This is a genomic window from Enterobacter sp. ENT02 (assembly GCF_019219165.1).
Classification (GTDB): Bacteria; Pseudomonadota; Gammaproteobacteria; order Enterobacterales; family Enterobacteriaceae; genus Enterobacter; species Enterobacter mori.
Window position 1 is genome coordinate 851,166 of the sequence record NZ_JAHUWD010000001.1, and the last position, 24,429, is coordinate 875,594.

The following is a 24,429-nucleotide window of genomic DNA, read 5'->3' on the forward strand; positions in this document are numbered from 1 at the left end:
GGATTACCAGGTATGAATGTCGCGCGCCGTATCCGTCATGTAGCGAACGCCACTGATGGTTGGCAGCAACTGGTTGATCAGGCGGTTCCAGCGAGCAACCGGCGCGGTGGTAACGTAGACCACATCGTATGGCTGGAGGCGGAACTCCGTTGCCATCACCAGCGACGTCGCGTCAGACATATCCAGCTGGTAGATGTTGGCAATCTTGCCTTTCGTGCCCTCGCCTTTCAGCGGACGAATAACGAAGATACCGCTGGCGTTCGACGAGGTCAGGTCGATGCCTTCCGCGTTGCCCAGCGCTTCGGTCAGGGTCATACCGCTGAAGTCCATCTTGAGGGTGCTCTGTTTCTTCACTTCACCCATCACGAACACTTTTAGATCGTCGTTGCGTGGCACATACAGAATGTCACCAGGATAGAGCAATCGGTTCTGCGTCAGGTCGCCATTCTGCATCAGCGCCTGCAGCGAAATGCGCTGCTCTTTGCCTTCGTGGGTCAGGACAACGTTGCGCCAGTCGGCGCCGTCGGTTAAGCCGCCTGCGGCGTTGATGGCATCCAGAACCGTCAGCGGGACGTTAGTGATGGCCTGCTGGCCGGATTTGTTCACCTGGCCGGAGATATAGGCTTTCTGCGAGCGGAAGGCGGCGATATTAACGTCCACCTGCGGGTCAGCGATGTACTGCGCTAAGCGGCCGGTAATATCACTACGGATCTCGGCCAGCGTCTTGCCAACCACATGCACTTTGCCTATGTACGGATAGAACATCGTGCCATCAGACTGAACCCAGTTACCGGTGTCGCTTGAGCTGCGGTACTGGCCCGCTGGGGTCGTCAGTTCCGGGTGGTCCCATACGGTCACGTTAATCACGTCACCCGGTCCTACGCGGTACTGGTAAGAGGCGATTTCCTGGTCCAGCGACATATTCGGCTGGGCAACATTGGGACGCGGACGTAATTGTTCCACCAGACGTGGGGTCAATGGATAAACATTCACCATTTTGTCGAGGTCAAAATCGGCGTCCTGCTGTTTGATCACATCCTTGCCCATAGTTGACATATTGCTGCCGGGAAAGACCGTGCAACCACTCATCAAGGTCACAGACACCAATAATGGCATCAATTTCATTTTGGATTTCATCATTGATTATTTATCACTTTGGCAGAGTAATTATCCTGTGCAATTTAAATAAGCGCGGGTCGTTTTGGCATTCAGAATGCAGTTAAGCAATTAGAAATATAACTGGCATCAGTCCTAAAAAAAGCTTATTCATCCATTGGCTATTGACAGAATAATCGAGGCTGATTCACACGCTTTCAGGCACGCTACCGCCCTTGGCTTTCAGTTACCAATCCACTGACTAAACAATGTGTTATGGATAGACACCCTCTTAAACAAGGTCTTATGGAAATATTTCAGCCACGTTAAATAGCCCGTTAGCAATGAATTGCCACACCATAAGAACGAAACAAAAATAGCAACAAAGAAATTTAACATTTGATGCTGGGAGAATTGTTGCAGCTAACCTAATAGCAGGCAAGGAGACAACCCTCCTAATATCTGTTTTTAAGATTAATATTAAGAGCAAAGTTTTGAGGTTTTAGGATTTTCTTTATATTGACAAAATATGCATTAAAACCATTTATTGCGATATATCCTAAATGTGACCCAGTGTAATTAAATCTTCTCCATTACCTTATTTACACGGCTCATTTTTTCATTCGTTTTATCCCCTCTTCTATTAAGAGAAATCTCAGCCTGGCATTGCAATTTCGGTCAGCTTTATCCATGATCGAAGTGTGACATTGCTCATATAACTGAAGGTATTGCTATTACTATGGAATGGATTGCCGATCCATCAATCTGGGCCGGGCTGGTAACGCTGGTCGTCATCGAATTAGTGCTCGGTATTGATAATCTGGTCTTTATCGCCATCCTCGCCGAAAAGCTGCCCCCTGCGCAGCGCGACCGTGCGCGCGTTACGGGTTTGCTGCTGGCGATGGTGATGCGTTTGCTGCTGCTGGCCTCAATCTCCTGGCTGGTTACCCTCACCACACCGCTATTTACGCTCTACGGCCTGAGCTTCAGCGCGCGTGACCTGATCATGCTCTTTGGCGGGTTGTTCCTTCTTTTCAAAGCCACGGTTGAACTCAATGAGCGGCTCGAAGGCAAAGACAGCGATAGCCCCACGCAGCGGCGCGGGGCGAAATTCTGGCCGGTGGTGGCACAGATTGTGGTGCTCGACGCAGTTTTCTCCCTGGACTCCGTCATCACCGCCGTGGGCATGGTCGATCACCTCGCGGTGATGATGGCCGCCGTGATCATCGCCATCACGCTGATGGTAATGGCAAGTAAAGCGCTCACGCGGTTTGTGAACAGCCACCCGACCATCGTGATCCTGTGTCTGAGCTTCCTGCTGATGATTGGTTTCAGCCTGGTCGCCGACGGATTTGGTTTCCACATTCCTAAAGGCTATCTGTACGCGGCGATTGGCTTCTCGGTCATGATCGAATCGCTAAATCAGCTGGCAATCTTTAACCGTCGCCGCTTTCTCTCTGCAAATCAGACGCTGCGCCAGCGCACCGCCGATACGGTAATGCGCCTGCTGAGCGGGCGAAAAGAGGATGCCGAGCTGGATGCCGAATCCTCTGCGATGCTGGCCGATCACAGCGACGGGCAGATCTTCGATCCGCAGGAACGACGGATGATTGAGCGGGTGCTCAACCTGAACCAGCGCTCCGTCAGCAGCATCATGACCTCGCGTCACGATATCGAGCATATCGATTTGACGGCGCCGGAAGAGCAAATCCGCGCCTTGCTGGATAAAAACCAGCACACCCGGGTCGTGGTGACGGGCGGTGAAGAGGAAGAGGAGCTGCTGGGCGTGGTGCACGTCATTGACCTGCTACAGCAGCAACTGCACGGCGAGCCGCTTAATCTGCGCGTGCTGGTACGCCAGCCACTGGTGTTCCCGGAAGGACTGCCGTTGCTCTCTGCACTTGAGCAGTTCCGTAACGCGCGGACCCACTTCGCGTTTGTCGTTGATGAGTTTGGTTCTGTGGAAGGGCTGGTGACGCTCAGCGACGTTATGGAAACCATCGCCGGTAATCTGCCAAATGAGGTGGATGAAATCGATGCGCGCCATGACATTCAGAAAAATGCAGACGGTACGTGGACGGCCAACGGTCATATGCCGCTGGAAGACCTGGTGCAGTTTGTGCCGTTGCCGCTGGATGAGAAGCGTGAGTATCACACCATTGCGGGTCTGCTGATGGAGTATTTACAGCGTATCCCGCAGCCGGGGGAAGAGGTTCAGGTAGGTGACTATCTGCTGAAAACGCTGCAAATTGAAAACCATCGCGTGCAGAAAGTGCAGCTCATTCCACTGCGGGATGAGGAAGAAATGGATTTTGAGGTGTAGGTAAAAAAAACGGCAACCTGGCTGCCGTTTTAGGGTTTGCTCCCTCTCCCGTGGGAGAGGGCTGGGGTGAGGGCATCAGGCCGCACTGGCTGCCGGGTAAGGCGTAGCCGCCACCCGGCACCACTGACATCAAAGCTTATCTAACAGCTTCTTCACGTCCTTGCCGGTTTGGGAATCTTTATTGCGGTCCGCCCAGCTATTCAGCCGACGTTTTGCTTCGTCCTGCAGATGCTTACGCAAGATCTGATCGACCTGCAGGCTGTAATTCAGCGCCTGCCATTTACCGTAAACGTTCAGCGGGATCGGCGTCTCTTTCAGGAAATCGATAAGCTCGCCTTCGCCTTCCCATCCGGAAAGCACACGAACGTTAAACCGCGTATCCGCCGTCTCTTTCACTAAATCCAGCTTGCCCTCCCCCGTCAACGACAGCAGAGAAGATGTTCCCTGCATCTCGTCCAGGGACAGCTTTCCGTTATCCAGGGTCAGCTCACTGGTAAAGTTATCGAGACGCGTTGCGCTATCGTAGTTTTCTTGCGCTTTAACATTGCTGCTGCGCTCTACCGCCTGTTGCACCAGCTGCTGGAAGTTGAGGCCTTCCATTCGGGTGTCTTTCAGCTCAACGTGCGCCTGACCCTGCCAGTCGCGCCGAAATGCCTCCGCGTCAATCTTCGTGCCGGAGAAATCCCCCGCCAGCGTCAGCTGCCCCGTGAGGTCAATCGGATAATTGAAGGCTTTGAGGATCGCCCCGATCTCAATGTTTTCAAGGCGTGGCTGGAATTCGGCGCTGGCCACGTCTTTGCGCACGTCCAGCGTGCCCGGCAGCGACATGTTCCCCGCACCCATCTTGCCGCTGAGTTCAGAGATCACCAGCAGGCCATTATGGTTGAACATCTGGCTGCTGACGTCGGTGAAATCAATACCGCGCCAGCGTACGCTGTTGGCTTTCAGCAGTATGTCGGCGGTAAATCCGCGCAGACCGTTGTAATTGGGCTGATCGAGATTTGAGGAGATCACCGGACGCGGTTTCGCGGCCTGGCTTTGCCCTGTCTGCGCGACATCGCCGTCAGCCGCAGCGTTCGGCTGCGGTGGCAGCAGGTTTTCCAGGTTCAGCTTGTCGAACTGCAGGTCAAAAACCCATTTCGGTTTTTCAGCAAGCGAGACGCTCGCCTGCCCTTTCAGGGTACTGTCGTTGGCCTGCAGGTTGAGCGCGTTTAGCTCCAGCTGCTTGTTTTCTTCATGCCAGACGGCCTGCAGCGTACCCTGACCGGTAATCCCTGCTGTCGGCAGGTCTGCACCCGTCAGTTGCCAGTTCAGCTGCTGGACATCCGCCGTCAGACGATGGGGATAGTCCGACGCGTTCACGTTAGCGTTCATGGAGAGGTTCAAATCGCGCTGATCGCGGTTGACCCGCCCGGAGAACTCCACGGTGGCGATATGGTTGGCGTCCTGCTCCATCTTGAGGTTGATGTTGCGCACGGTGACCTGCTCGTCACCTTCATGCTGGAAGACCAGCACGCTGTCGGCCACTTTCAGGTTACCTATATCGAACGACCAGCCGGTATCAGACGGCTCATCCGGCAAGGTATTTTCGCGTGGCGCGACGGGGGCATCCGCTTTACGCACAGCCTCAGTTTGGGGAGTCAGCTGGATCACCGCCCCTTTCAGCATCACCTGGTCAACCTGAAGCTGATGCGAGAAAAGCGGGATCAAAGCCACATCAAGGCGCATATTGTCTGCCGACACCAGCGGCTGAGACGCCCCTGGCGCGGTTAACGACATACGACCCGAGAGAATGCTGAGTTGCGGCCAGACGTGCCAGCGCAGCGGCCCGTCCAGCTTCAGTTCATACCCGCTGCGTGCTTCGACCTGCCGCACCATATAAGCACGGAAATCATTGGGGTTAACCAGCAGCACCAACGCAGAAAGGCCAGCCACCAGTACCACCAGCAAAATCATCAGCGTTGTCAGAACTCTTCTCATGGCATCCTCAGTGAACGAACAATCAGTCTTTATCAATACGACTGGCAACCGCACCCTGCTGGTCGCGATATTTCGCGTCCTGACGGCGGTTGTAAGGACGATCTGCCGGGCCAGTCAGCGGCTCAAAGCTCAACGCGCCAATCATCATGCCCGGGCGCAGTGCCAGAGGCAATTTACCGGCGTTGAAGAACTCCAGCACGATGCGGCCAGACCAGCCGGGATCGATACGATGAGCGGTAACGTGAACCATCAGGCCCAGGCGTGCCAGCGAAGAGCGGCCATCCAGCCAGCCCACCAGATCGGCAGGCAGCGTCACCGACTCAAAGGTCACTGCCAGCGCCAGCTCACCGGGATGCAGATAAAACGCCTCGCCCTCATCAAGGACGATTTCGTCACTCATCACGCGATCGAGCGCGGCGCTGACTTCATCTTTCGGCCCGCTGAGATCGATAAACGGTGCCGTGTGGCCGCTGAAGGTGCGGAATTTATTCCCCAGGCGCACGTCAACGGTGACACCGTTAATGCGCTCTACCGGCGGACGCGGGGTGATAGACAGGCGGCCTTCATCCAGCCAGGCTTCTATATCGCGGTCACAAAGACGCATGGCACTTTCTCCTTTCGTGCATCATGCCCCGCAACCGTAGGGTCGCAGAGCAAAACCAGGTTATCTCTGAACGGTACACAATTCGCGCGGCTTATTCAAAAAACTGGCTGATTTTCGCTTTTAAGATATCAATAGCAATACGGTTTTTACCGCCACGAGGCACGATAATATCGGCGTATTGCTTAGATGGCTCGATAAATTGCAGGAACATTGGACGCACGGTTTTCTGGTATTGCGCCATGACGGAGTCCATGGAACGACCGCGTTCGTTAACGTCGCGCTTGATGCGGCGCATCAGACAGATATCCAGCGGCGTATCGACGAAAATGGAGAAATTCATCGATTCACGCAGACGCGCATCCGTCAGCAGCAGGATGCCTTCAAGGATAATGACTTTTTTCGGTTCAATGTGAACCGTTTCCTGCGTGCGGGTGTGCTCTACGTAGCTGTAGACCGGCAGTTCAATGGCCGTACCGTTTTTAAGCGACTGAAGATGCTGGAACAACAAGCTGTGATCCATCGCACTGGGGTGGTCGTAGTTGGTTTTGACGCGCTCTTCCATCGAAAGATGGGATTGGTCTTTGTAATAGCTGTCTTCGGGAATGACGCCGATGTGCTCATCACCGACTTGTTCACGCAATTCGCGATAAAGCGTACTGGCAATTAGACTCTTACCTGAAGCCGATGCGCCGGCGATGCCTATGATGACGCACTGATGAGACTTATCAGTCATAAATTTAGCGACCTGATTAACCTGGATGTTAAGGAAGGACGACGCCGGAGCGTCAAACGCGGCAATTATAGGGATTTCGCGGGCGTGATACCAGTCGAAAGCGCAGGTTATGCGAGACTGCCTGAAAAGTCTCTTTTTACGCCCTGAGTGAAATTTTAATGCCTGCTTTTTCGGCGTTCACCCGGAATTTTTCCCGGAGTAACTATTTAATAAGTCTATGATGTCAAAATCTGAGCAGTCAGCATATGATTTGTAAATTGTTTGTACTAGCATAAACGAAATTAATCCTTTCACGCGCCCGGACCTCGCTCCTGACGGCATGGCGTCCCTGGATAGAGCGGTAATGAATAAACAATACCAACGGGTTTTGGTTACCACCCCACATCCTTTATTACGACTTGTCTGCCTGGGCCTGGTCACCTTCATTTTTACCTTATTTTCACTCGAGCTAACCCGCTTTGGTACGCTGCTGGCACCGCTGTGGTTCCCGACGTCCATCATGATGGTGGCCTTTTATCGCCACGCCGGGAAAATGTGGCCGGGCATTGCGTTGGCCTGTTCGTTCGGCAATATTCTGGCCTCGTGGATGCTGTTCTCATGGGGATCCCTCAACCTCGCCTATACCTTTGTGAATATTATCGAGGCGTGCGTTGGGGCGTTACTGTTACGCAAACTGCTCCCCTGGTACAACCCGCTGCAGAACCTGAACGACTGGATCCGCCTGGCCGTGGGCAGTGCGTTGATCCCGCCTCTTGTGGGCGGGGTACTGGTTTATTTACTGGTACCGAACCCTGAACCCCTGCGTAATTTCCTCATTTGGGTGTTGTCGGAATCCATCGGCGCGCTGGCGCTGGTGCCACTAGGACTGCTGTTTAAACCACACTACCTGCTGCGTCACCGTAACCCGAAACTGCTGCTGGAAACGCTGGTGACGACGGTGATAACGCTGGTGCTCTGTTGGGCGGCGATCACCTGGCTCCCGTGGCCTTTCACCTGCGTCATCGTTCTGCTGATGTGGAGCGCCGTTCGTCTGCCGCGGATGGAAGCCTACCTGGTATTTTTAGCCACTATCATGATGGTCTCCCTGATGATGGCAAGAAATCCGGCGTCCATAACGCCGCAGAATGTTATCGTTGCGTTCAACGCCCCCTGGCTCCCCTTCCTGATGATGCTGCTGCCCGCCAACGTCATGACGATGGTGATGTACGCGTTTCGCGCCGAACGCAAGCACATCACCGAAAGCGAAGAGCGTTTTCGTAATGCGATGGAGTATTCCGCCATCGGTATGGCGCTGGTGGGGATCGAAGGCCAGTGGCTGCAGGCCAACAAAGCGTTATGCAATTTCCTTGGCTATAGTCAGACGGAGCTTCAGTCCCTCACCTTCCAGCAGTTGACCTGGCCTGAGGATTTGAACACCGACCTTGAGCAACTTGAGCAACTGGTAAGCGGCGAAATTAATACCTACACGCTGGAGAAACGCTATTACACCCGTAATGGCGAGGTTGTCTGGGCGCTGCTCGCCGTCTCCGTTGTCCGTCATGCTGACGGCACGCCGCTCTATTTCATCGCCCAGATTGAAGATATTAACGACCTGAAACAAACCGAGTGGGTCAACAAACGCCTGATGGAGCGCATTACGCTCGCCAACGAAGCGGGCGGGATTGGCATCTGGGAGTGGGATCTGGAGCCGGATATTATTAGCTGGGACAAGCGGATGTTCGAGCTTTACGAAATCCCGCCGCACATCAAACCGACCTGGCAGCTCTGGCATGACGCCATGGTGCCAGAAGACCGGGAGCATGCAGAAAAAGTGCTGCGCGATTCATTAATCGCAAGGCTGCCGTTTAAGCTGGAATTTCGCATTCGGGTGAAGGACGGCATTCGCCACATTCGTTCACTGGCCAATCGGGTGCTGAACAAGCAGGGCGAGGTGGAACGCCTGCTCGGCATCAATATGGATATGACCGAGGTGAAGCAGCTTAACGAAGCGCTGTTCCAGGAAAAGGAACGTCTGCATATTACGCTCGACTCCATCGGCGAAGCGGTGATCTGTACCGACATCGACATGAACGTTACCTTTATGAACCCGGTCGCCGAGAAGATGAGCGGCTGGCCGCAAACCGAGGCCATCGGGCAACCGATTCTGCGCGTGCTGCACATTACCTTTGGCGAAAATGGACCGTTGATGGAGAACATCCACAGCGGCGATATGTCACGGTCCGATATCGAACAGGACGTGGTGCTCAACTGCCGCAACGGCGGGAGCTTCGACATTCACTACAGCATCACTCCATTAAGTACTCTGGACGGGCACAATATTGGCTCCGTACTGGTGATTCAGGACGTGACCGAGTCGCGCAAAATGCTGCGCCAGCTGAGCTATAGCGCCTCCCATGATGCGCTAACCCGGCTCGCAAACCGCGTCAGTTTCGAGAACCATCTCAAACGTCTGCTGCAAACGGTGCAGGAAACGCACCAGCGCCATGCGCTGGTGTTTATCGATCTCGATCGCTTCAAAGCCGTTAACGATACGGCAGGTCATGCCGCGGGCGACGCCCTTCTGCGGGAACTCTCCTCCCTCATGCTGACCATGCTACGCTCCAGCGATGTTCTGGCGCGACTGGGCGGGGATGAGTTTGGCCTCCTGCTGCCGGACTGCAATCTCGAAAGCGCGCGATATATCGCGGGACGGCTGATTAACACCATCAATAACTATCACTTCACGTGGGAAGGACGGCTGCACCGGATCGGCGCCAGCGCGGGTATCACGCTGATTGATGAGAGTAACCATCAGGCGGCGGAAGTGATGTCTCAGGCAGATATCGCCTGTTATGCCTCGAAAAACAGCGGACGTGGTGTGGTCACGCTCTACGAGCCACAGCAGGAGCGGATCCACAGCAACCGCAGCATGATGTCACTGGACGAGCAGTGGCATATGATCAAAGACAATCACCTGATGATGATAGCCCGCAGCGTCGCCTCCCCGCGCATTCCGGAAAGCGCCAGCTTCTGGCTGCTGTCGCTCCGCCTGTGGACCAGCCAGGGTGAAATGCAGGAAGAGCATGCCTTCCGCTCAGGTCTGGCAGAGCCTGAACTGCTGCACGCCCTCGACAGGCGGATCTTCAACGAGTTCTTCCGTACTTTTGCCGCGCCCGTTGCCGCAAAAGGCATGGGCGTTGCCCTGCCGCTCTCGGAAGCCGGATTAGCCAGCGTCACGCTGGTGGATGAACTGCTCGATTTGCTTGAGAAAAGCCCGCTGCCCGGCCGTCTGCTGCATCTGGTTATCCCGGTTGACGTGGTGCGCAACCCGAATGAAAACGCGCAGCGTAATTTGCAAAAACTCCGCCATGCGGGCTGCCGCGTGGTGTTAAGCCACGTGGGACGCGATATGAATGACGTTAACCACCTGAGCCCCAACATGGCTGATTATCTGATGCTGGATACCGACGTGGTTAACAACGTTCACGGCAATTTGATGGACGAAATGATGGTGACCATTATCCAGGGGCACGCTCAGCGTCTGGGGATGAATACTCTGGCGGGGCCCTGTCATCAGCCGATCGTCATGGATACGCTTTCAGGCATTGGTATCGACTTCATTTACGGCGATACCATCGCTGAAGCGCAGCCGCTGGAGCTACTGCTGAATACCAGTTACTTCGCTATCAATTAAGGGTGACCAGCCGTCGGTATACCAGATGTGTAACAGCGCATAGGAGCGCCACGGCTGCCAGCGTTCGGCATAGCGACGGATTTGCGCGGGCGTCATGCCGGCGAAGCGTTGCTTAATCAGATAATCATCCGGCAGAAAGACATCTTTCGCCTGCCAGCCGCGCAGGGCCAGATAGTTTGCCGTCCAGCGACCAATTCCCGGCCGCTGCTGTAGCGCCTTCATTCCGGCCTCAATATCCGCGGGCGGGGAAAGCGGAAACGTCCCGTCGATCGCCGACTGTGCCAGATGAATCAACGACTCCGCCCGCTTTACCGGCATGCCTAAGGCTTTCAGCGCCATCGGATCCGCTGCCGCCAGCGCGTCCGGCGTGGGGAAACAGAGATAGCCCGGACAATCCGCCACCGGTTCGCCGCACAGCGCCACCACGCGCGACGTCAGTTTCGCCGCCATCGCCACGCTCACCAGCTGTCCAAGAATGGCCCGAACGCCCTGTTCGTAGGCATCCATTGCCCCTGGCAAACGCAAGCCCGGCCGCGCGGCACCGAGATCGCCCAGCGTATCCGCGATGAGCTGTGGATTACAGGCGAGATCGAACAGGCGCGCTATACGCTCAAGGCAGGTCTGCGCAACCGGGATAAGTCCCGGACTGAGCGTCACGACCAGCGTATGGGCCGCGGTATCTGGCGTCACGCGAAAGACACCCCGATGGCCATCGCAGGCGAAACTGCGCTCGTAGTAGTTGCCCGTGACGGTTTCAATGCCCGTGACCGCACGCGCGCCAAGAAAGCTAAACATCCACTGCCAGTCGTAAGGGGGTTGCCAGGTCAGGGTGTACATCATCTCTCCTTTTGGGTTCTCCACAGCATAAACGGAAAGGTCCTGTTTCGCCTTGCTTTCATATTCCTGTTGTCGCCATGAAGACATTTCGTTAAAGTCTCGCCCCTTCTCACTGGCATGGGGATTTATCGTGTTTATTGGATTCGACTACGGTACGGCAAACTGCTCGGTTGCGATTATGCAAAACGGACAGCCGCAGCTCCTGAAAATGGAGAAAGAGAGCACGCTGCTGCCGTCAATGCTCTGCGCGCCAACGCGCGAAGCGGTCAGCGAATGGCTGTTCCGCCATCACCAGGTTCCCGCTACCGCAGCGGAAACCCAGGCGCTGTTGCGCCGTGCGGTCAGCTTTAACCGTGAAGAAGATATCGACGTTACGCCGTCCAGCGTGCAGTTCGGCCTCTCCTCGCTCGGTCACTATATTGAAGATCCGGAAGAGGTTTACTTCGTCAAATCACCGAAATCCTTCCTGGGTGCCAGCGGCCTGAAGCCGCAGCAGGTGGCGATGTTTGAAGATCTGGTGTGCGCCATGATGCTGCACATCCGTCATCAGGCGCAAACCCAGGTGCCGGATGCCATCACCCAGGCGGTGATTGGTCGCCCGATTAACTTCCAGGGGCTGGGCGGCGACGAGGCCAACCAGCAGGCGCAGGGGATCCTTGAGCGTGCGGCGCACCGTGCGGGCTTCCGCGACGTGGTGTTCCAGTATGAGCCCGTTGCCGCCGGGCTGGATTTTGAAGCCACGCTGACGGAAGAAAAACGCGTATTAGTCGTGGATATCGGCGGGGGTACCACGGACTGCTCGCTGCTGCTGATGGGGCCAGAGTGGCATAACCGTCGCGATCGTGAAAACAGCCTGCTGGGGCACAGCGGCTGCCGCGTAGGCGGTAACGATCTGGATATCGCGCTGGCATTCAAGAGCCTGATGCCGCTGCTCGGCATGGGCGGTCAAACGGAAAAAGGCATCGCCCTGCCGATCCTGCCGTGGTGGAACGCGATTGCCATTAACGACGTGCCTGCGCAAAGTGATTTTTACAGCACCGCGAACGGCCGCTTCCTGAACGATCTGGTGCGCGACGCGCAGGACGCCGACAAGGTCGCGCTGCTGTATAAAGTGTGGCGTCAGCGCCTGAGCTACCGCGTGGTACGTACTGCGGAAGAGAGTAAAATTGCGCTTTCCGACCGCGCAGAACATGCGGTCTCGCTGCCGTTTATCAGTGACGATCTGGCTACGGCGATTTCGCAGGATGGGCTGGAAACCGCACTTGCTCAGCCGCTGCAGCGCATCCTGGAACAGGTGCAGCTGGCGCTGGAGAACGGCAAAGAGAAGCCGGACGTGATTTATCTGACCGGGGGTAGCGCAAGGTCGCCGCTGATCAAGAAAGCGCTGGCGGAACAGCTGCCGGGCATTCCGATTGCAGGCGGCGATGACTTTGGCTCCGTTACCGCCGGTCTGGCGCGCTGGGCACAGGTGATGTTTAGGTAGTGCTGCTGTGCCGGGTGCCGGGTGGCGGCTTCGCCTTACCCGGCCTACAAAATCCTCGAACCGTAGGCCGGGTAAGCGAAGCGCCACCCGGCTAAAAAGATCGCCACACTCAGACCATTCCTGACAGTCTTCCATATTTCCTCCATTTTTCCGCTGTGTTAGCTGACTAAACTAGTATCATTCCCCGAAGTGTTTCAGGATGAGAACGTATAACGATGAAAGGCAGTAACAAATCCCGCTGGGCAATCGCCGCTGGCATCATTGTGGTGGTCCTTGCCGCCGCCTGGTACTGGCACAGCCAATCCGCTAACGCCCCGGCACCCGCCGGTGCCACGAGCGCGTCGCAGGGCCCAGCCGCCGGAGGTCGTCGCGGAATGCGCGGCGGTGCGCTGGCACCGGTACAGGCGGCAACGGCGGTAAACAAGGCCGTTCCTCGCTATCTTACCGGCCTCGGGACCATTACCGCCGCCAACACCGTGACGGTGCGCAGCCGCGTCGACGGTCAGCTTCAGGCCATTCACTTCCAGGAAGGACAGCAGGTCAAAGCGGGTGATTTACTGGCGGAAATCGACCCGAGCCAGTTCAAGGTTGCCCTCGCCCAGGCGCAGGGCCAGCTCGCGAAAGACAAAGCTACCCTCGCCAACGCTCGCCGCGATTTAGCGCGCTACCAGCAGCTGGTGAAAACCAACCTCGTGTCACGTCAGGAGCTGGACACCCAGCAGTCGCTGGTCAGCGAAACGCAGGGCACCCTCAAAGCCGACGAAGCCGCCGTCGCCAGCGCACAGCTGCAGCTGGACTGGAGCCGCATTACCGCGCCGATTGACGGACGCGTGGGCCTGAAACAGGTCGATATCGGCAACCAGATCTCCAGCGGCGACACCACGGGCATCGTAGTCATCACCCAGACTCACCCTATCGATTTGGTCTTTACCCTGCCGGAAAGCGAAATTGCCACCGTGGTGCAGGCGCAAAAAGCCGGAAAGGGGCTGGTCGTGGAAGCCTGGGACCGCACCAACAAGCAGAAGCTGAGCGAAGGTACTCTGCTCAGCCTGGATAACCAGATCGACACAACGACCGGCACCATCAAGCTGAAGGCGCGCTTTAACAACCAGGACGATGCTCTCTTCCCGAACCAGTTCGTCAATGCGCGAATGCTGGTCGCGACCGAAGAGAACGCGGTGGTGATCCCAACGGCTGCGCTGCAGATGGGTAACGAAGGTAACTTCGTCTGGGTACTGAACAGCGACAATAAAGTCAGTAAACATCTGGTGAAAACCGGGATTCAGGACAGCCAGACGGTGGTGATCGCCGCCGGGCTTTCCGCTGGCGACCGTGTGGTGACAGACGGCATCGACCGCCTGACCGAAGGTGCGAAAGTGGAAGTGGTTGAACCCGCGAAACAGGGAGCGAAAGCCTGATGCAGGTGATGCCACCAGGCTCTACAGGTGGGCCTTCACGCCTGTTTATTTTGCGACCTGTCGCCACCACGCTGTTGATGGTGGCGATCCTGCTGGCCGGGATTATCGGCTACCGCTTCTTGCCCGTGTCGGCGCTGCCGGAAGTGGATTATCCAACCATTCAGGTGGTAACGCTCTATCCGGGTGCGAGCCCGGACGTGGTGACGTCCGCCATTACCGCACCGCTGGAGCGCCAGTTTGGGCAGATGTCTGGCCTGAAGCAGATGTCCTCGCAAAGCTCCGGTGGGGCATCCGTCGTGACGCTGCAGTTCCAGCTGACGCTCTCGCTGGACGTCGCCGAGCAGGAGGTACAGGCCGCCATCAACGCCGCCACCAACCTGCTGCCGTCTGACCTGCCTAACCCGCCGGTCTACAGCAAGGTGAACCCGGCGGATCCGCCGATCATGACGCTCGCCGTCACCTCCTCCGCCATGCCGATGACGCAGGTGGAAGACATGGTTGAAACACGCGTGGCGCAGAAAATTTCGCAGGTCTCGGGCGTGGGCCTCGTTACGCTGGCAGGCGGCCAGCGCCCGGCCGTTCGCGTGAAGCTGAACGCGCAGGCCATTGCCGCGCTGGGCCTGACCAGCGAAACCATCCGCACCGCCATCAGCAATGCTAACGTCAACTCGGCGAAAGGCTCGCTGGACGGCCCAACCCGCGCCGTGACGCTTTCCGCCAACGACCAGATGCAGTCTGCCGATGAATACCGTCAGCTCATTGTGGCCTACCAGAACGGTGCGCCGATCCGTCTGGGCGACGTGGCGACCGTAGAGCAAGGGGCGGAAAACAGCTGGCTGGGGGCGTGGGCCAACAAGCAGCAGGCGATCGTGATGAACGTGCAGCGCCAGCCTGGCGCGAACATCATCGACACCGCCGACAGCATTCGCACCATGCTGCCGCAGCTGATCGAAAGCCTGCCGAAATCGGTCAGCGTGAAAGTTCTTTCCGACCGCACCACCAACATTCGCGCGTCGGTTACCGACACCCAGTTTGAGCTAATGCTGGCAATTGCGCTGGTCGTCATGATCATCTATCTGTTCCTGCGCAACGTCCCGGCAACCATTATCCCCGCCGTCGCCGTGCCGCTCTCGCTGGTCGGCACCTTCGCGGTGATGGTGTTCCTCGATTTTTCGATCAACAACCTGACGCTGATGGCACTGACCATTGCCACCGGGTTCGTGGTGGATGACGCCATCGTCGTTATCGAGAACATTTCGCGCTATATCGAAAAAGGTGAGAAGCCCTTATCCGCCGCGCTGAAGGGCGCGGGCGAAATCGGCTTTACCATTATTTCGCTGACCTTCTCGCTGATTGCGGTGCTGATCCCGCTGCTGTTTATGGGCGATATCGTCGGACGTCTGTTCCGCGAGTTTGCCGTGACGCTGGCGGTCGCCATTTTGATCTCCGCCGTGGTCTCGCTGACCCTGACACCGATGATGTGCGCCCGCATGCTGAGCCACGAGTCGCTGCGCAAACAAAACCGCTTCTCGCGAGCCTCCGAGCGCATGTTTGACCGGATCATTGCCGCTTACGGTCGCGTGCTGGCGAAAGTCCTGAACCATCCGTGGGCAACGCTCGGCGTGGCGCTGGGTACCCTGGCGCTCAGCGTGATGCTGTGGATTTTCATTCCGAAAGGCTTCTTCCCGATCCAGGACAACGGCATTATTCAGGGCACGCTGCAGGCCCCGCAGTCGGTCTCGTTCGCCAGTATGGCGCAGCGCCAGCAGCAGGTCTCTGAAATCATTATGAAGGACCCGGCGGTGGAGAGCCTGACCGCCTACGTGGGGGTGGATGGTACCAATCCGTCGCTCAACAGCGCACGCCTGCAGATCAACCTCAAGCCGCTGGATGACCGTGACGACCGCGTTAACGCCGTCATTGAGCGTCTGCAAAACGCCGTCGCGCGGGTGCCGGGCATTGCGCTTTATCTGCAGCCCATTCAGGATTTAACCATTGATACCCAGGTCAGCCGCACGCAGTATCAGTTCACCCTACAGGCGACCACGCTGGATGCCCTCAGCACCTGGGTGCCGCAGCTGGTGGAAAAACTGAAAGCGCTGCCGCAGCTCGCGGACGTCAGCAGCGACTGGCAGGATAAAGGGCTGGCGGCGTACGTGAACGTCAACCGTGACACCGCCAGCCGTCTGGGCATTACCATGGCGGACGTGGACAACGCGCTCTATAACGCCTTTGGTCAGCGCCTGATTTCCACCATCTACACCCAGGCAAACCAGTATCGCGTGGTGCTGGAGCACAACACGGATAACACGCCGGGCCTCGCCGCGCTGGACTCGGTGCGCCTGACCAGTAAAGACGGCGGGATCGTGCCGTTAAGCGCCATTGCCAGCGTGGAGGAACGTTTTACCCCGCTGTCAATCAACCACCTGGATCAGTTCCCATCCACCACCATTTCGTTTAACGTGCCGGACGGATACTCGCTGGGCGAAGCGGTAGAGTCCATTCTGAGCGCCGAAAAAGAACTCAGCTTCCCGTCTGACATTCAGACCCAGTTCCAGGGGAGCACGCTGGCATTCCAGGCCGCACTGGGTAACACCGTCTGGCTGATCGTCGCGGCGGTGGTCGCGATGTACATCGTGCTCGGCGTGCTGTACGAAAGCTTTATTCACCCGATCACCATCCTCTCTACCCTGCCGACCGCAGGCGTGGGGGCGCTGCTGGCGCTGATGCTGGCGGGCAGCGAGCTGGACGTCATTGCCATCATCGGCATTATCCTGCTTATTGGTATTGTGAAGAAAAACGCCATCATGATGATCGACTTCGCCCTGGCCGCCGAGCGCGAGCAGGGGATGTCGCCGCGCGATGCCATCTTCCAGGCCTGTCTGCTGCGTTTTCGTCCGATCCTGATGACAACCCTCGCCGCCCTGCTGGGCGCGCTGCCGCTGATGCTCAGCACCGGCGTCGGTGCTGAGCTGCGCCGCCCGCTGGGGATCGGCATGGTTGGCGGTCTGCTGGTCAGCCAGGTGCTGACGCTCTTTACCACGCCGGTGATCTACCTGCTGTTTGACCGCCTGGCGCTGTGGGCGAAAAGCCGCTTCCCGAAACGTGAAGAGGAGGCGTAAGTGAAGTTTTTCGCCCTCTTCATTTACCGCCCGGTGGCGACAATTTTACTCTCCGTCGCCATCACCCTGTGCGGTGTGCTCGGCTTCCGGCTGCTGCCGGTGGCCCCGCTGCCGCAGGTGGATTTCCCGGTGATCATGGTCAGTGCCTCGCTGCCCGGCGCGTCGCCGGAAACCATGGCCTCGTCGGTCGCCACACCGCTGGAGCGTTCGCTCGGGCGCATTGCAGGGGTCAACGAGATGACCTCCAGCAGCTCGCTGGGCAGCACGCGCATTATTCTGGAATTCAGCTTCGACCGGGATATTAACGGTGCCGCCCGCGACGTGCAGGCAGCGATCAACGCCGCACAAAGCCTGCTTCCGAGCGGTATGCCGAGCCGACCGACCTATCGTAAAGCCAACCCGTCCGACGCGCCGATCATGATCCTGACGCTCACCTCGGACACCTACTCGCAGGGTCAACTGTACGACTTCGCCTCTACGCAGCTGGCGCAGACCATCGCCCAGATTGACGGCGTGGGTGACGTTGACGTCGGCGGCAGCTCCCTGCCCGCCGTGCGCGTGGGGCTGAACCCGCAGGCGCTGTTTAATCAGGGCGTGTCGCTGGACGACGTGCGTTCCGCCATCAGCAATGCCAACGTGCGCAAACCGCAGGGGGCGATTGAGGACGGCAGCCACCGCTGGCAGCTCCAGACCAATGACGAGCTGAAAACCGCCGCGGAATACCAGCCGCTGATTATTCACTATAACAACGGCGCGGCGGTGCGCTTAAGCGACGTTGCCAGCGTCACCGATTCGGTGCAGGACGTGCGTAACGCCGGGATGACCAACGCCAAACCGGCGATCCTGCTGATGATCCGCAAGCTTCCGGAAGCCAACATCATCCAGACGGTCAACAGCATCCGCGAGCGCTTGCCGGAGCTGCAGGAGACCATTCCGGCGGCCATCGATCTGCAGATTGCGCAGGATCGCTCCCCGACCATTCGCGCCTCGCTTGAAGAGGTGGAGCAGACGCTGATCATCTCCGTGGCGCTGGTGATCCTGGTGGTGTTCCTGTTCCTGCGCTCAGGCCGTGCGACGCTGATCCCGGCGGTGGCGGTTCCGGTCTCGCTGATTGGCACCTTTGCCGCCATGTACCTGTGCGGCTTTAGCCTTAACAACCTGTCGCTGATGGCACTGACGATTGCCACCGGCTTCGTGGTGGATGACGCCATCGTGGTGCTGGAGAATATCTCCCGCCATCTGGAAGCGGGCGTGAAGCCGCTGCAGGCGGCGCTGCAAGGGACGCGCGAGGTTGGTTTTACCGTGCTCTCCATGAGCCTGTCGCTGGTGGCGGTGTTCCTGCCGCTGCTGCTGATGGGCGGGCTGCCGGGCAGATTACTGCGCGAGTTTGCCGTCACGCTCTCCGTGGCGATAGGTATCTCGCTGGTTATCTCGCTCACGCTCACGCCGATGATGTGCGGCTGGATGCTCAAGCGCAGCAAGCCCCACACCCAGCCGCGCCGTAAAGGCTTTGGTCGTGTCCTGATGGCGATGCAGGAAGGCTACGGTACATCGCTGAAGTGGGTGCTAAACCATACACGTCTGGTCGGGCTGGTGCTTATCGCCACCATTGGCCTGAACGTCTGGATGTATATCACCATCCCGAAAACCTTCTTCCCGGAGCAGGATACCGGGGTGCTGATGGGCGGTATTCAGGCCGACCAGAGCATTTCGTTCCAGGCGATGCGCGGCAAGCTGCAGGACTTTATGAAGATCATTCGTGAAGACCCGGCGGTAGATAACGTCACCGGCTTTACTGGCGGGTCGCGCGTCAACAGCGGGATGATGTTTATTACCCTCAAGCCCCGCGACGAGCGAAATCTTACCGCGCAGCAGGTGATTGACCGCCTGCGCGTGAAGCTCGCCAAAGAGCCGGGCGCGAATCTGTTTTTGATGGCCGTTCAGGATATCCGCGTCGGCGGTCGTCAGGCCAACGCCAGCTATCAGTACACTCTGCTCTCGGATGATTTAGCCGCCCTGCGCGAGTGGGAGCCGAAGATCCGTAAAGCGCTGGCCGCCCTGCCGGCGCTGGCGGACGTCAACTCGGATCAGCAGGACAACGGCGCGGAGATGGCGCTCACCTACGACCGCGAAACCATGTCGCGGCTGGGCATTGACGTGGCAGCGGCTAACAGCCTGCTGAACAACGCTTTTGGTCAGCGCGAGATTTCTACCATCTATCAGCCGATGAATCAGTACAAGGTGGTGATGGAGGTTGACCCGCGCTACACCCAGGACATCAGCGCGCTGGACAAGATGTTTGTCATCAACAGCGACGGCAAGGCCATCCCGCTGTCGTACTTCGCCAGCTGGCAGCCGTCAAATGCGCCGCTGTCGGTTAACCATCAGGGCCTTTCGGCGGCCTCGACCATTTCGTTTAACCTGCCAACCGGCTCGTCGCTCTCAGAGGCCAGCGATGCTATCAACCGCGCCATGACGCAGCTTGGCGTACCGTCCACCGTGCGCGGCAGCTTTGCCGGCACGGCGCAGGTGTTCCAGGAGACGATGAACTCGCAGGTGATTTTGATTCTGGCGGCGATTGCGACGGTTTATATTGTGCTGGGCGTGCTGTATGAGAGCTACGTTCATCCGCTGACCATTCTCTCGACGCTACCGTCAGCGGGCGTGGGGGCACTGCTGGCGCTGGAGCTGTTCGGCGCGCCGTTCAGCCTCATCGCGCTCATCGGGATTATGCTGTTAATCGGTATTGTGAAGAAAAACGCCATCATGATGGTCGACTTCGCGCTGGACGCCCAGCGCAACGGCAACCTGTCGCCGGAGGAGGCGATCTTCCAGGCCTGCCTGCTGCGTTTTCGTCCGATCATGATGACCACCCTTGCGGCGCTGTTTGGCGCGCTGCCGCTGGTGATTTCGGGCGGCGACGGCTCTGAGCTGCGCCAGCCGCTGGGGATCACCATTGTCGGCGGGCTGGTAATGAGCCAGCTGCTGACGCTGTACACCACGCCGGTTGTCTATCTGTTCTTTGACCGCCTGCGGCTGCGCTTTTCACGTAAAAAGAGAACCACGGTGACCGAGTAAATGACCGACCTCCCCAATAACGTTCGCTGGCAGCTGTGGATAGTCGCGTTCGGCTTCTTTATGCAGTCGCTGGATACGACCATCGTTAATACGGCCCTCCCCTCGATGGCGAAAAGCCTGGGTGAGAGCCCGCTGCACATGCATATGGTGATTGTCTCATACGTGCTGACGGTAGCGGTCATGCTGCCTGCCAGCGGCTGGCTGGCGGACAAAGTGGGCGTGCGCAATATCTTTTTTACCGCCATCGTGCTGTTTACCACCGGATCGCTGTTTTGCGCCCAGGCCAACACCCTCGACCAGCTGGTGATGGCGCGGGTGCTGCAGGGCGTCGGTGGCGCGATGATGGTGCCTGTCGGGCGGCTAACGGTGATGAAGATTGTGCCGCGCGAGCAGTATATGGCGGCGATGACCTTTGTGACGTTACCCGGTCAGGTGGGGCCGCTGCTGGGCCCGGCGCTGGGTGGGATTCTGGTGGAGTACGCCTCCTGGCACTGGATTTTCTTAATCAACCTGCCGGTGGGCATCATCGGCGCCATCGCCACTCTGACGCTGATGCCGAACTACAAAATGCAGACGCGGCGCTTTGATTTCTTCGGCTTTATCCTGCTGGCGGCGGGCATGGCCACGCTCACGCTGGCGCTCGACGGGCAAAAGGGGCTGGGTATTTCGTCCCTGACGCTGGGGATGCTGGTCGTTATCGGCATCACCGCCATTCTGTGGTATCTGTGGCATGCTCGCGAGAATGACAAGGCGCTGTTCAGCCTGAATTTGTTTAAAAACCCCACCTACCGTCTTGGTCTGTTCGGCAGCTTTGCCGGGCGTATTGGCAGCGGGATGCTGCCGTTTATGACGCCCGTGTTTCTGCAAATTGGCATGGGTTTTTCGCCGTTCCACGCGGGCCTGATGATGATCCCGATGGTGCTCGGCAGCATGGGGATGAAGCGTATCGTGGTGCAGGTGGTGAACCGCTTTGGCTACCGCCACGTGCTGGTCGCCGCCACGCTGGGGCTGGCGCTGGTAAGCCTGTTGTTTATGGCCGTGGCGCTGATGGGCTGGTATTACGTCCTGCCGCTGGTGCTGTTTTGCCAGGGGATCATCAACTCCATGCGCTTCTCGTCGATGAACACCCTGACGCTGAAAGATCTGCCGGACGAGCTGGCGAGCAGCGGCAACAGCCTGCTGTCGATGGTCATGCAGCTTTCCATGAGCGTCGGCGTGACCATTGCGGGCTTGCTGCTCGGCATGTACGGGCAGCACCATCTCAGCGTGGACACGCCCGTTGCGCATCAGGTCTTTTTATATACCTATCTCAGCATGGCGGTGATTATCGCCTTGCCCGCCGTCATCTTCGCCAGAGTCCCGAATGACACCACAAAGAACGTCGTGATCCGACGCGGCAAAAGGAGTGCACCATGAAATTCTGGCGTCCGGGTATTACCGGCAAACTCTTTGTGGCGATTTTTGCCACCTGTATCGTCCTGCTGATCACCATGCACTGGGCGGTGCGGGTCAGCTTTGAGCGCGGGTTTATTGACTACATCAAGCACGGCAACGAACAGCGCCTGCAGGGGTTAAGCGATGCGCTGGGCGAGCAGTATACGCAGCATGGCAACTGGCGGTTCCTGCGCAATAATGACCGATTTATCTTCCAGATCCTGCGCTCGCTGGAGCACGATAATGACGACGACCGCCCGGGCCCGGGCATGCCGCCACACGGCTGGCGCACCCAGTTTTGGGTGATAGACCAGGAGATGCGCACGCTGGTTGGGCCGCGCGCACCGATACCGCCGGACGGCACGCGGCGCGCCATCACCGCTAACGGCGCCACGGTGGGCTGGGTGATCGCCTCGCCGGTTGAACGCCTGACGCGCAATACCGATATTAACTTTGACCGCCAGCAGCGTCAGACCAGCTGGCTGATTGTCGCCCTGTCGACGCTGCTCGCCGCGCTTGCCACCTTCCCGCTGGCGCGCGGTTTGCTCGCCCCGGTGAAACGGCTGGTGGAAGGCACGCACAGGCTGGCCGCCGGGGACTTTACCACCCGCGTCGACACCCGCAGCCAGGACGAACTGGGCAAGCTGGCGCAGGACTTTAACCAGCTCGCCAGCACGCTGGAGAAGAACCAGCAGATGCGCCGCGACTTTATGGCCGATATTTCCCACGAGCTGCGCACCCCGCTGGCGGTGCTGCGCGGCGAGCTGGAGGCGATTCAGGACGGCGTGCGTCAGTTTACGCCCGAATCCGTGGCCTCGCTGCAGGCGGAAGTGGGTACGCTGACCAAGCTGGTGGACGACCTGCATCAGCTCTCCATGTCCGACGAAGGCGCGCTGGCCTACCAGAAAGCGCCGGTCGACGTGATTAACATTCTGGAAGTGATCAGCGGCGCCTTCCGCGAGCGCTTTGCCAGCCGCAACCTGAAAATCGACCTCTCCCTGCCGGACAGCGCGGTGGTGTTTGGCGATAAAGACAGACTGATGCAGCTGTTCAACAACCTGCTGGAAAACAGCCTGCGCTACACCGACAGCGGCGGCGGGCTGCATATTTCCGGCAGGCAGGAAAACGGACGCTTCGCCCTCACCTTCGCGGATTCCGCCCCCGGCGTGCAGGATGCGCAGCTGGAGAGACTGTTTGAGCGGTTTTATCGCACTGAAGGATCGCGTAACCGCGCCAGCGGCGGCTCCGGGCTGGGGCTGGCGATTTGCGTCAACATCGTCGAAGCCCACAACGGCACCCTCCGCGCCGCCCATTCGCCTTTTGGCGGGGTTAGCATTACAGTAGAGTTACCTCTGGAACGGGATTTATCGAGAGAAGCATGACCGAGTTACCGATTGACGAAAACACGCCACGGATTTTGATTGTGGAAGACGAGCCTAAGCTTGGGCAGTTACTGATCGACTATTTACGCGCGGCAAGCTATGCCCCGTCGCTGATTAACCATGGCGATCGGGTGTTGCCCTACGTACGCCAGACGCCGCCGGACCTGATCCTGCTTGACCTGATGCTGCCGGGTACGGACGGCCTGACCCTGTGCCGCGAAATTCGTCGTTTCTCCGACGTGCCCATCGTGATGGTGACCGCCAAAATAGAAGAAATCGACCGACTGCTGGGACTTGAAATAGGCGCGGACGATTATATCTGCAAACCTTACAGCCCGCGTGAAGTGGTCGCCCGCGTGAAAACCATTCTGCGCCGCTGCAAGCCGCAGCGCGAGCTTCAGGTGCTCGACGCCGAAAGCCCGCTGATTGTCGACGAAAGCCGCTTCCAGGCAAGCTGGCGCAGCAAGCTGCTGGACCTGACGCCTGCGGAGTTCCGCCTGCTGAAAACCCTCTCCCACGAGCCGGGAAAAGTGTTCTCCCGCGAACAGCTGCTGAACCACCTGTATGACGACTACCGCGTCGTGACCGACCGCACCATCGACAGCCATATTAAAAACCTGCGCCGCAAGCTGGAGGCGCTGGATGCCGACCAGTCGTTCATTCGCGCGGTGTATGGCGTGGGGTATCGCTGGGAAGCGGATGCCTGCAGGATTGTGTAACATATCCCCTCTGAAACCCGCCTCTGGCGGGTTTTTCTTTTCTGGAATCAATCCATGAATCAACCATACTCTTTTTACCGGTTCGCTTATTTATAACTGGTGCTGATAATTTTAACTTCGATAAAGGAGTACCTATGTCTGGTTGGTTCGAATTAAGTAAAAGCAGTGATGGTCAGTTCAGGTTTGTGCTGAAAGCTGGCAACGGTGAGATCATTCTCACCAGCGAGCTTTATACCAGCAAAAGCGCGGCTGAAAACGGCATTGCATCCGTACGCACAAACAGCCCCCTGGACGAGCGCTTTGATAAGAAAACGGCTTCGAACGGTAAGTTCCATTTCAATCTAAAGGCGGGCAACCATCAGGTGATTGGCAGCAGCCAGCTTTATGCAACGGAACAATCGCGTGATAAGGGCATAGCCTCGGTCAAAACCAACGGGTCTGCCCAGACGGTAAAAGATAACACCTGACGGTACGAAGCACGCCGGGAGCGCGGTGACGCGACCCGGCGCTTTACCTCCCTGCCCCACAGCGCTACAATGCCCGCCCTT

Annotated in this window: 15 protein-coding genes; 10 read left to right on the forward strand and 5 right to left on the reverse strand. The window is 58.0% G+C overall.

Annotated elements, in window-relative coordinates; translation table 11 throughout:
• Nucleotides 1-3: 3 nt before the first annotated feature.
• Nucleotides 4-1,140 (reverse strand): polysaccharide export protein, encoded by a 1,137-nt coding sequence (locus tag KW829_RS03945; protein WP_063144532.1) that lies wholly within the window; start codon nucleotides 1,138-1,140, stop codon nucleotides 4-6.
• A 694-nt stretch (nucleotides 1,141-1,834) separates the two neighbouring features.
• Here KW829_RS03945 and KW829_RS03950 point away from each other — a divergent pair.
• Nucleotides 1,835-3,418, forward strand: a complete 1,584-nt coding sequence (locus tag KW829_RS03950) for a TerC family protein (RefSeq protein ID WP_120157864.1) — start codon at nucleotides 1,835-1,837, stop codon at nucleotides 3,416-3,418.
• 129 nt (nucleotides 3,419-3,547) lie between these two features.
• On the opposite strand, the gene asmA is transcribed toward KW829_RS03950, so the two are convergent.
• From asmA to udk, 3 genes are all read right to left on the reverse strand, one after another.
• Nucleotides 3,548-5,398, reverse strand: a complete 1,851-nt coding sequence (asmA, locus tag KW829_RS03955; protein ID WP_148400028.1) for an outer membrane assembly protein AsmA — start codon at nucleotides 5,396-5,398, stop codon at nucleotides 3,548-3,550.
• A 22-nt stretch (nucleotides 5,399-5,420) separates the two neighbouring features.
• A complete protein-coding gene (gene dcd / locus KW829_RS03960; protein WP_006176323.1) occupies nucleotides 5,421-6,002 on the reverse strand; it encodes a dCTP deaminase in 582 nt (193 codons plus the stop codon).
• Between the two features lie 91 nt (nucleotides 6,003-6,093).
• Nucleotides 6,094-6,735, reverse strand: a complete 642-nt coding sequence (gene udk, locus KW829_RS03965) for a uridine kinase (protein WP_010431898.1) — start codon at nucleotides 6,733-6,735, stop codon at nucleotides 6,094-6,096.
• A gap of 343 nt (nucleotides 6,736-7,078) precedes the next feature.
• Between udk and KW829_RS03970 the strand changes: the two genes are divergently transcribed.
• On the forward strand, nucleotides 7,079-10,408 hold the full coding sequence (locus KW829_RS03970; protein WP_218307645.1) for a diguanylate cyclase: 3,330 nt from the start codon (nucleotides 7,079-7,081) through the stop codon (nucleotides 10,406-10,408).
• On the opposite strand, the gene alkA is transcribed toward KW829_RS03970, so the two are convergent.
• Nucleotides 10,373-11,245, reverse strand: coding sequence for a DNA-3-methyladenine glycosylase 2 (gene alkA, locus KW829_RS03975; RefSeq protein WP_218307807.1), 873 nt, complete (start codon nucleotides 11,243-11,245; stop codon nucleotides 10,373-10,375). The genes KW829_RS03970 and alkA overlap by 36 nt on opposite strands.
• A gap of 130 nt (nucleotides 11,246-11,375) precedes the next feature.
• Here alkA and yegD point away from each other — a divergent pair, with 130 nt between their 5' ends.
• The 8 genes from yegD (at nucleotide 11,376) to KW829_RS04015 (ending at nucleotide 24,348) form a co-directional block, all read left to right on the forward strand.
• Nucleotides 11,376-12,728, forward strand: coding sequence for a molecular chaperone (gene yegD, locus KW829_RS03980; RefSeq protein WP_218307646.1), 1,353 nt, complete (start codon nucleotides 11,376-11,378; stop codon nucleotides 12,726-12,728).
• Nucleotides 12,729-12,943: 215 nt separating this feature from the next.
• The gene (locus KW829_RS03985) at nucleotides 12,944-14,146 is read left to right on the forward strand and encodes an MdtA/MuxA family multidrug efflux RND transporter periplasmic adaptor subunit (RefSeq protein ID WP_108416552.1); all 1,203 of its coding nucleotides are present in this window, start codon (nucleotides 12,944-12,946) and stop codon (nucleotides 14,144-14,146) included.
• Nucleotides 14,146-17,268: an MdtB/MuxB family multidrug efflux RND transporter permease subunit gene (locus KW829_RS03990; protein ID WP_218307647.1), complete on the forward strand. Its 3,123-nt coding sequence runs from the start codon at nucleotides 14,146-14,148 to the stop codon at nucleotides 17,266-17,268. Before KW829_RS03985 ends, KW829_RS03990 begins: the two co-directional genes overlap by 1 nt.
• Nucleotides 17,269-20,346 carry a multidrug efflux RND transporter permease subunit MdtC gene (gene mdtC / locus KW829_RS03995; RefSeq protein ID WP_211449588.1) on the forward strand — a complete coding sequence of 1,026 codons (3,078 nt, stop codon included), beginning with the start codon at nucleotides 17,269-17,271 and terminating at the stop codon, nucleotides 20,344-20,346. It begins immediately after the preceding gene.
• On the forward strand, nucleotides 20,347-21,762 hold the full coding sequence (locus KW829_RS04000) for an MFS transporter (RefSeq protein ID WP_120157856.1): 1,416 nt from the start codon (nucleotides 20,347-20,349) through the stop codon (nucleotides 21,760-21,762). It abuts the gene before it with no gap.
• On the forward strand, nucleotides 21,759-23,162 hold the full coding sequence (baeS, locus tag KW829_RS04005) for a two-component system sensor histidine kinase BaeS (protein WP_218307648.1): 1,404 nt from the start codon (nucleotides 21,759-21,761) through the stop codon (nucleotides 23,160-23,162). Before KW829_RS04000 ends, baeS begins: the two co-directional genes overlap by 4 nt.
• Nucleotides 23,159-23,881 carry a two-component system response regulator BaeR gene (baeR, locus tag KW829_RS04010; RefSeq protein ID WP_010433713.1) on the forward strand — a complete coding sequence of 241 codons (723 nt, stop codon included), beginning with the start codon at nucleotides 23,159-23,161 and terminating at the stop codon, nucleotides 23,879-23,881. The genes baeS and baeR overlap by 4 nt, the downstream gene beginning before the upstream one ends.
• Before the next feature lie 134 nt (nucleotides 23,882-24,015).
• A complete protein-coding gene (locus KW829_RS04015) occupies nucleotides 24,016-24,348 on the forward strand; it encodes a YegP family protein (RefSeq protein ID WP_010433711.1) in 333 nt (110 codons plus the stop codon).
• The last annotated feature ends 81 nt before the right edge of the window (nucleotides 24,349-24,429 follow it).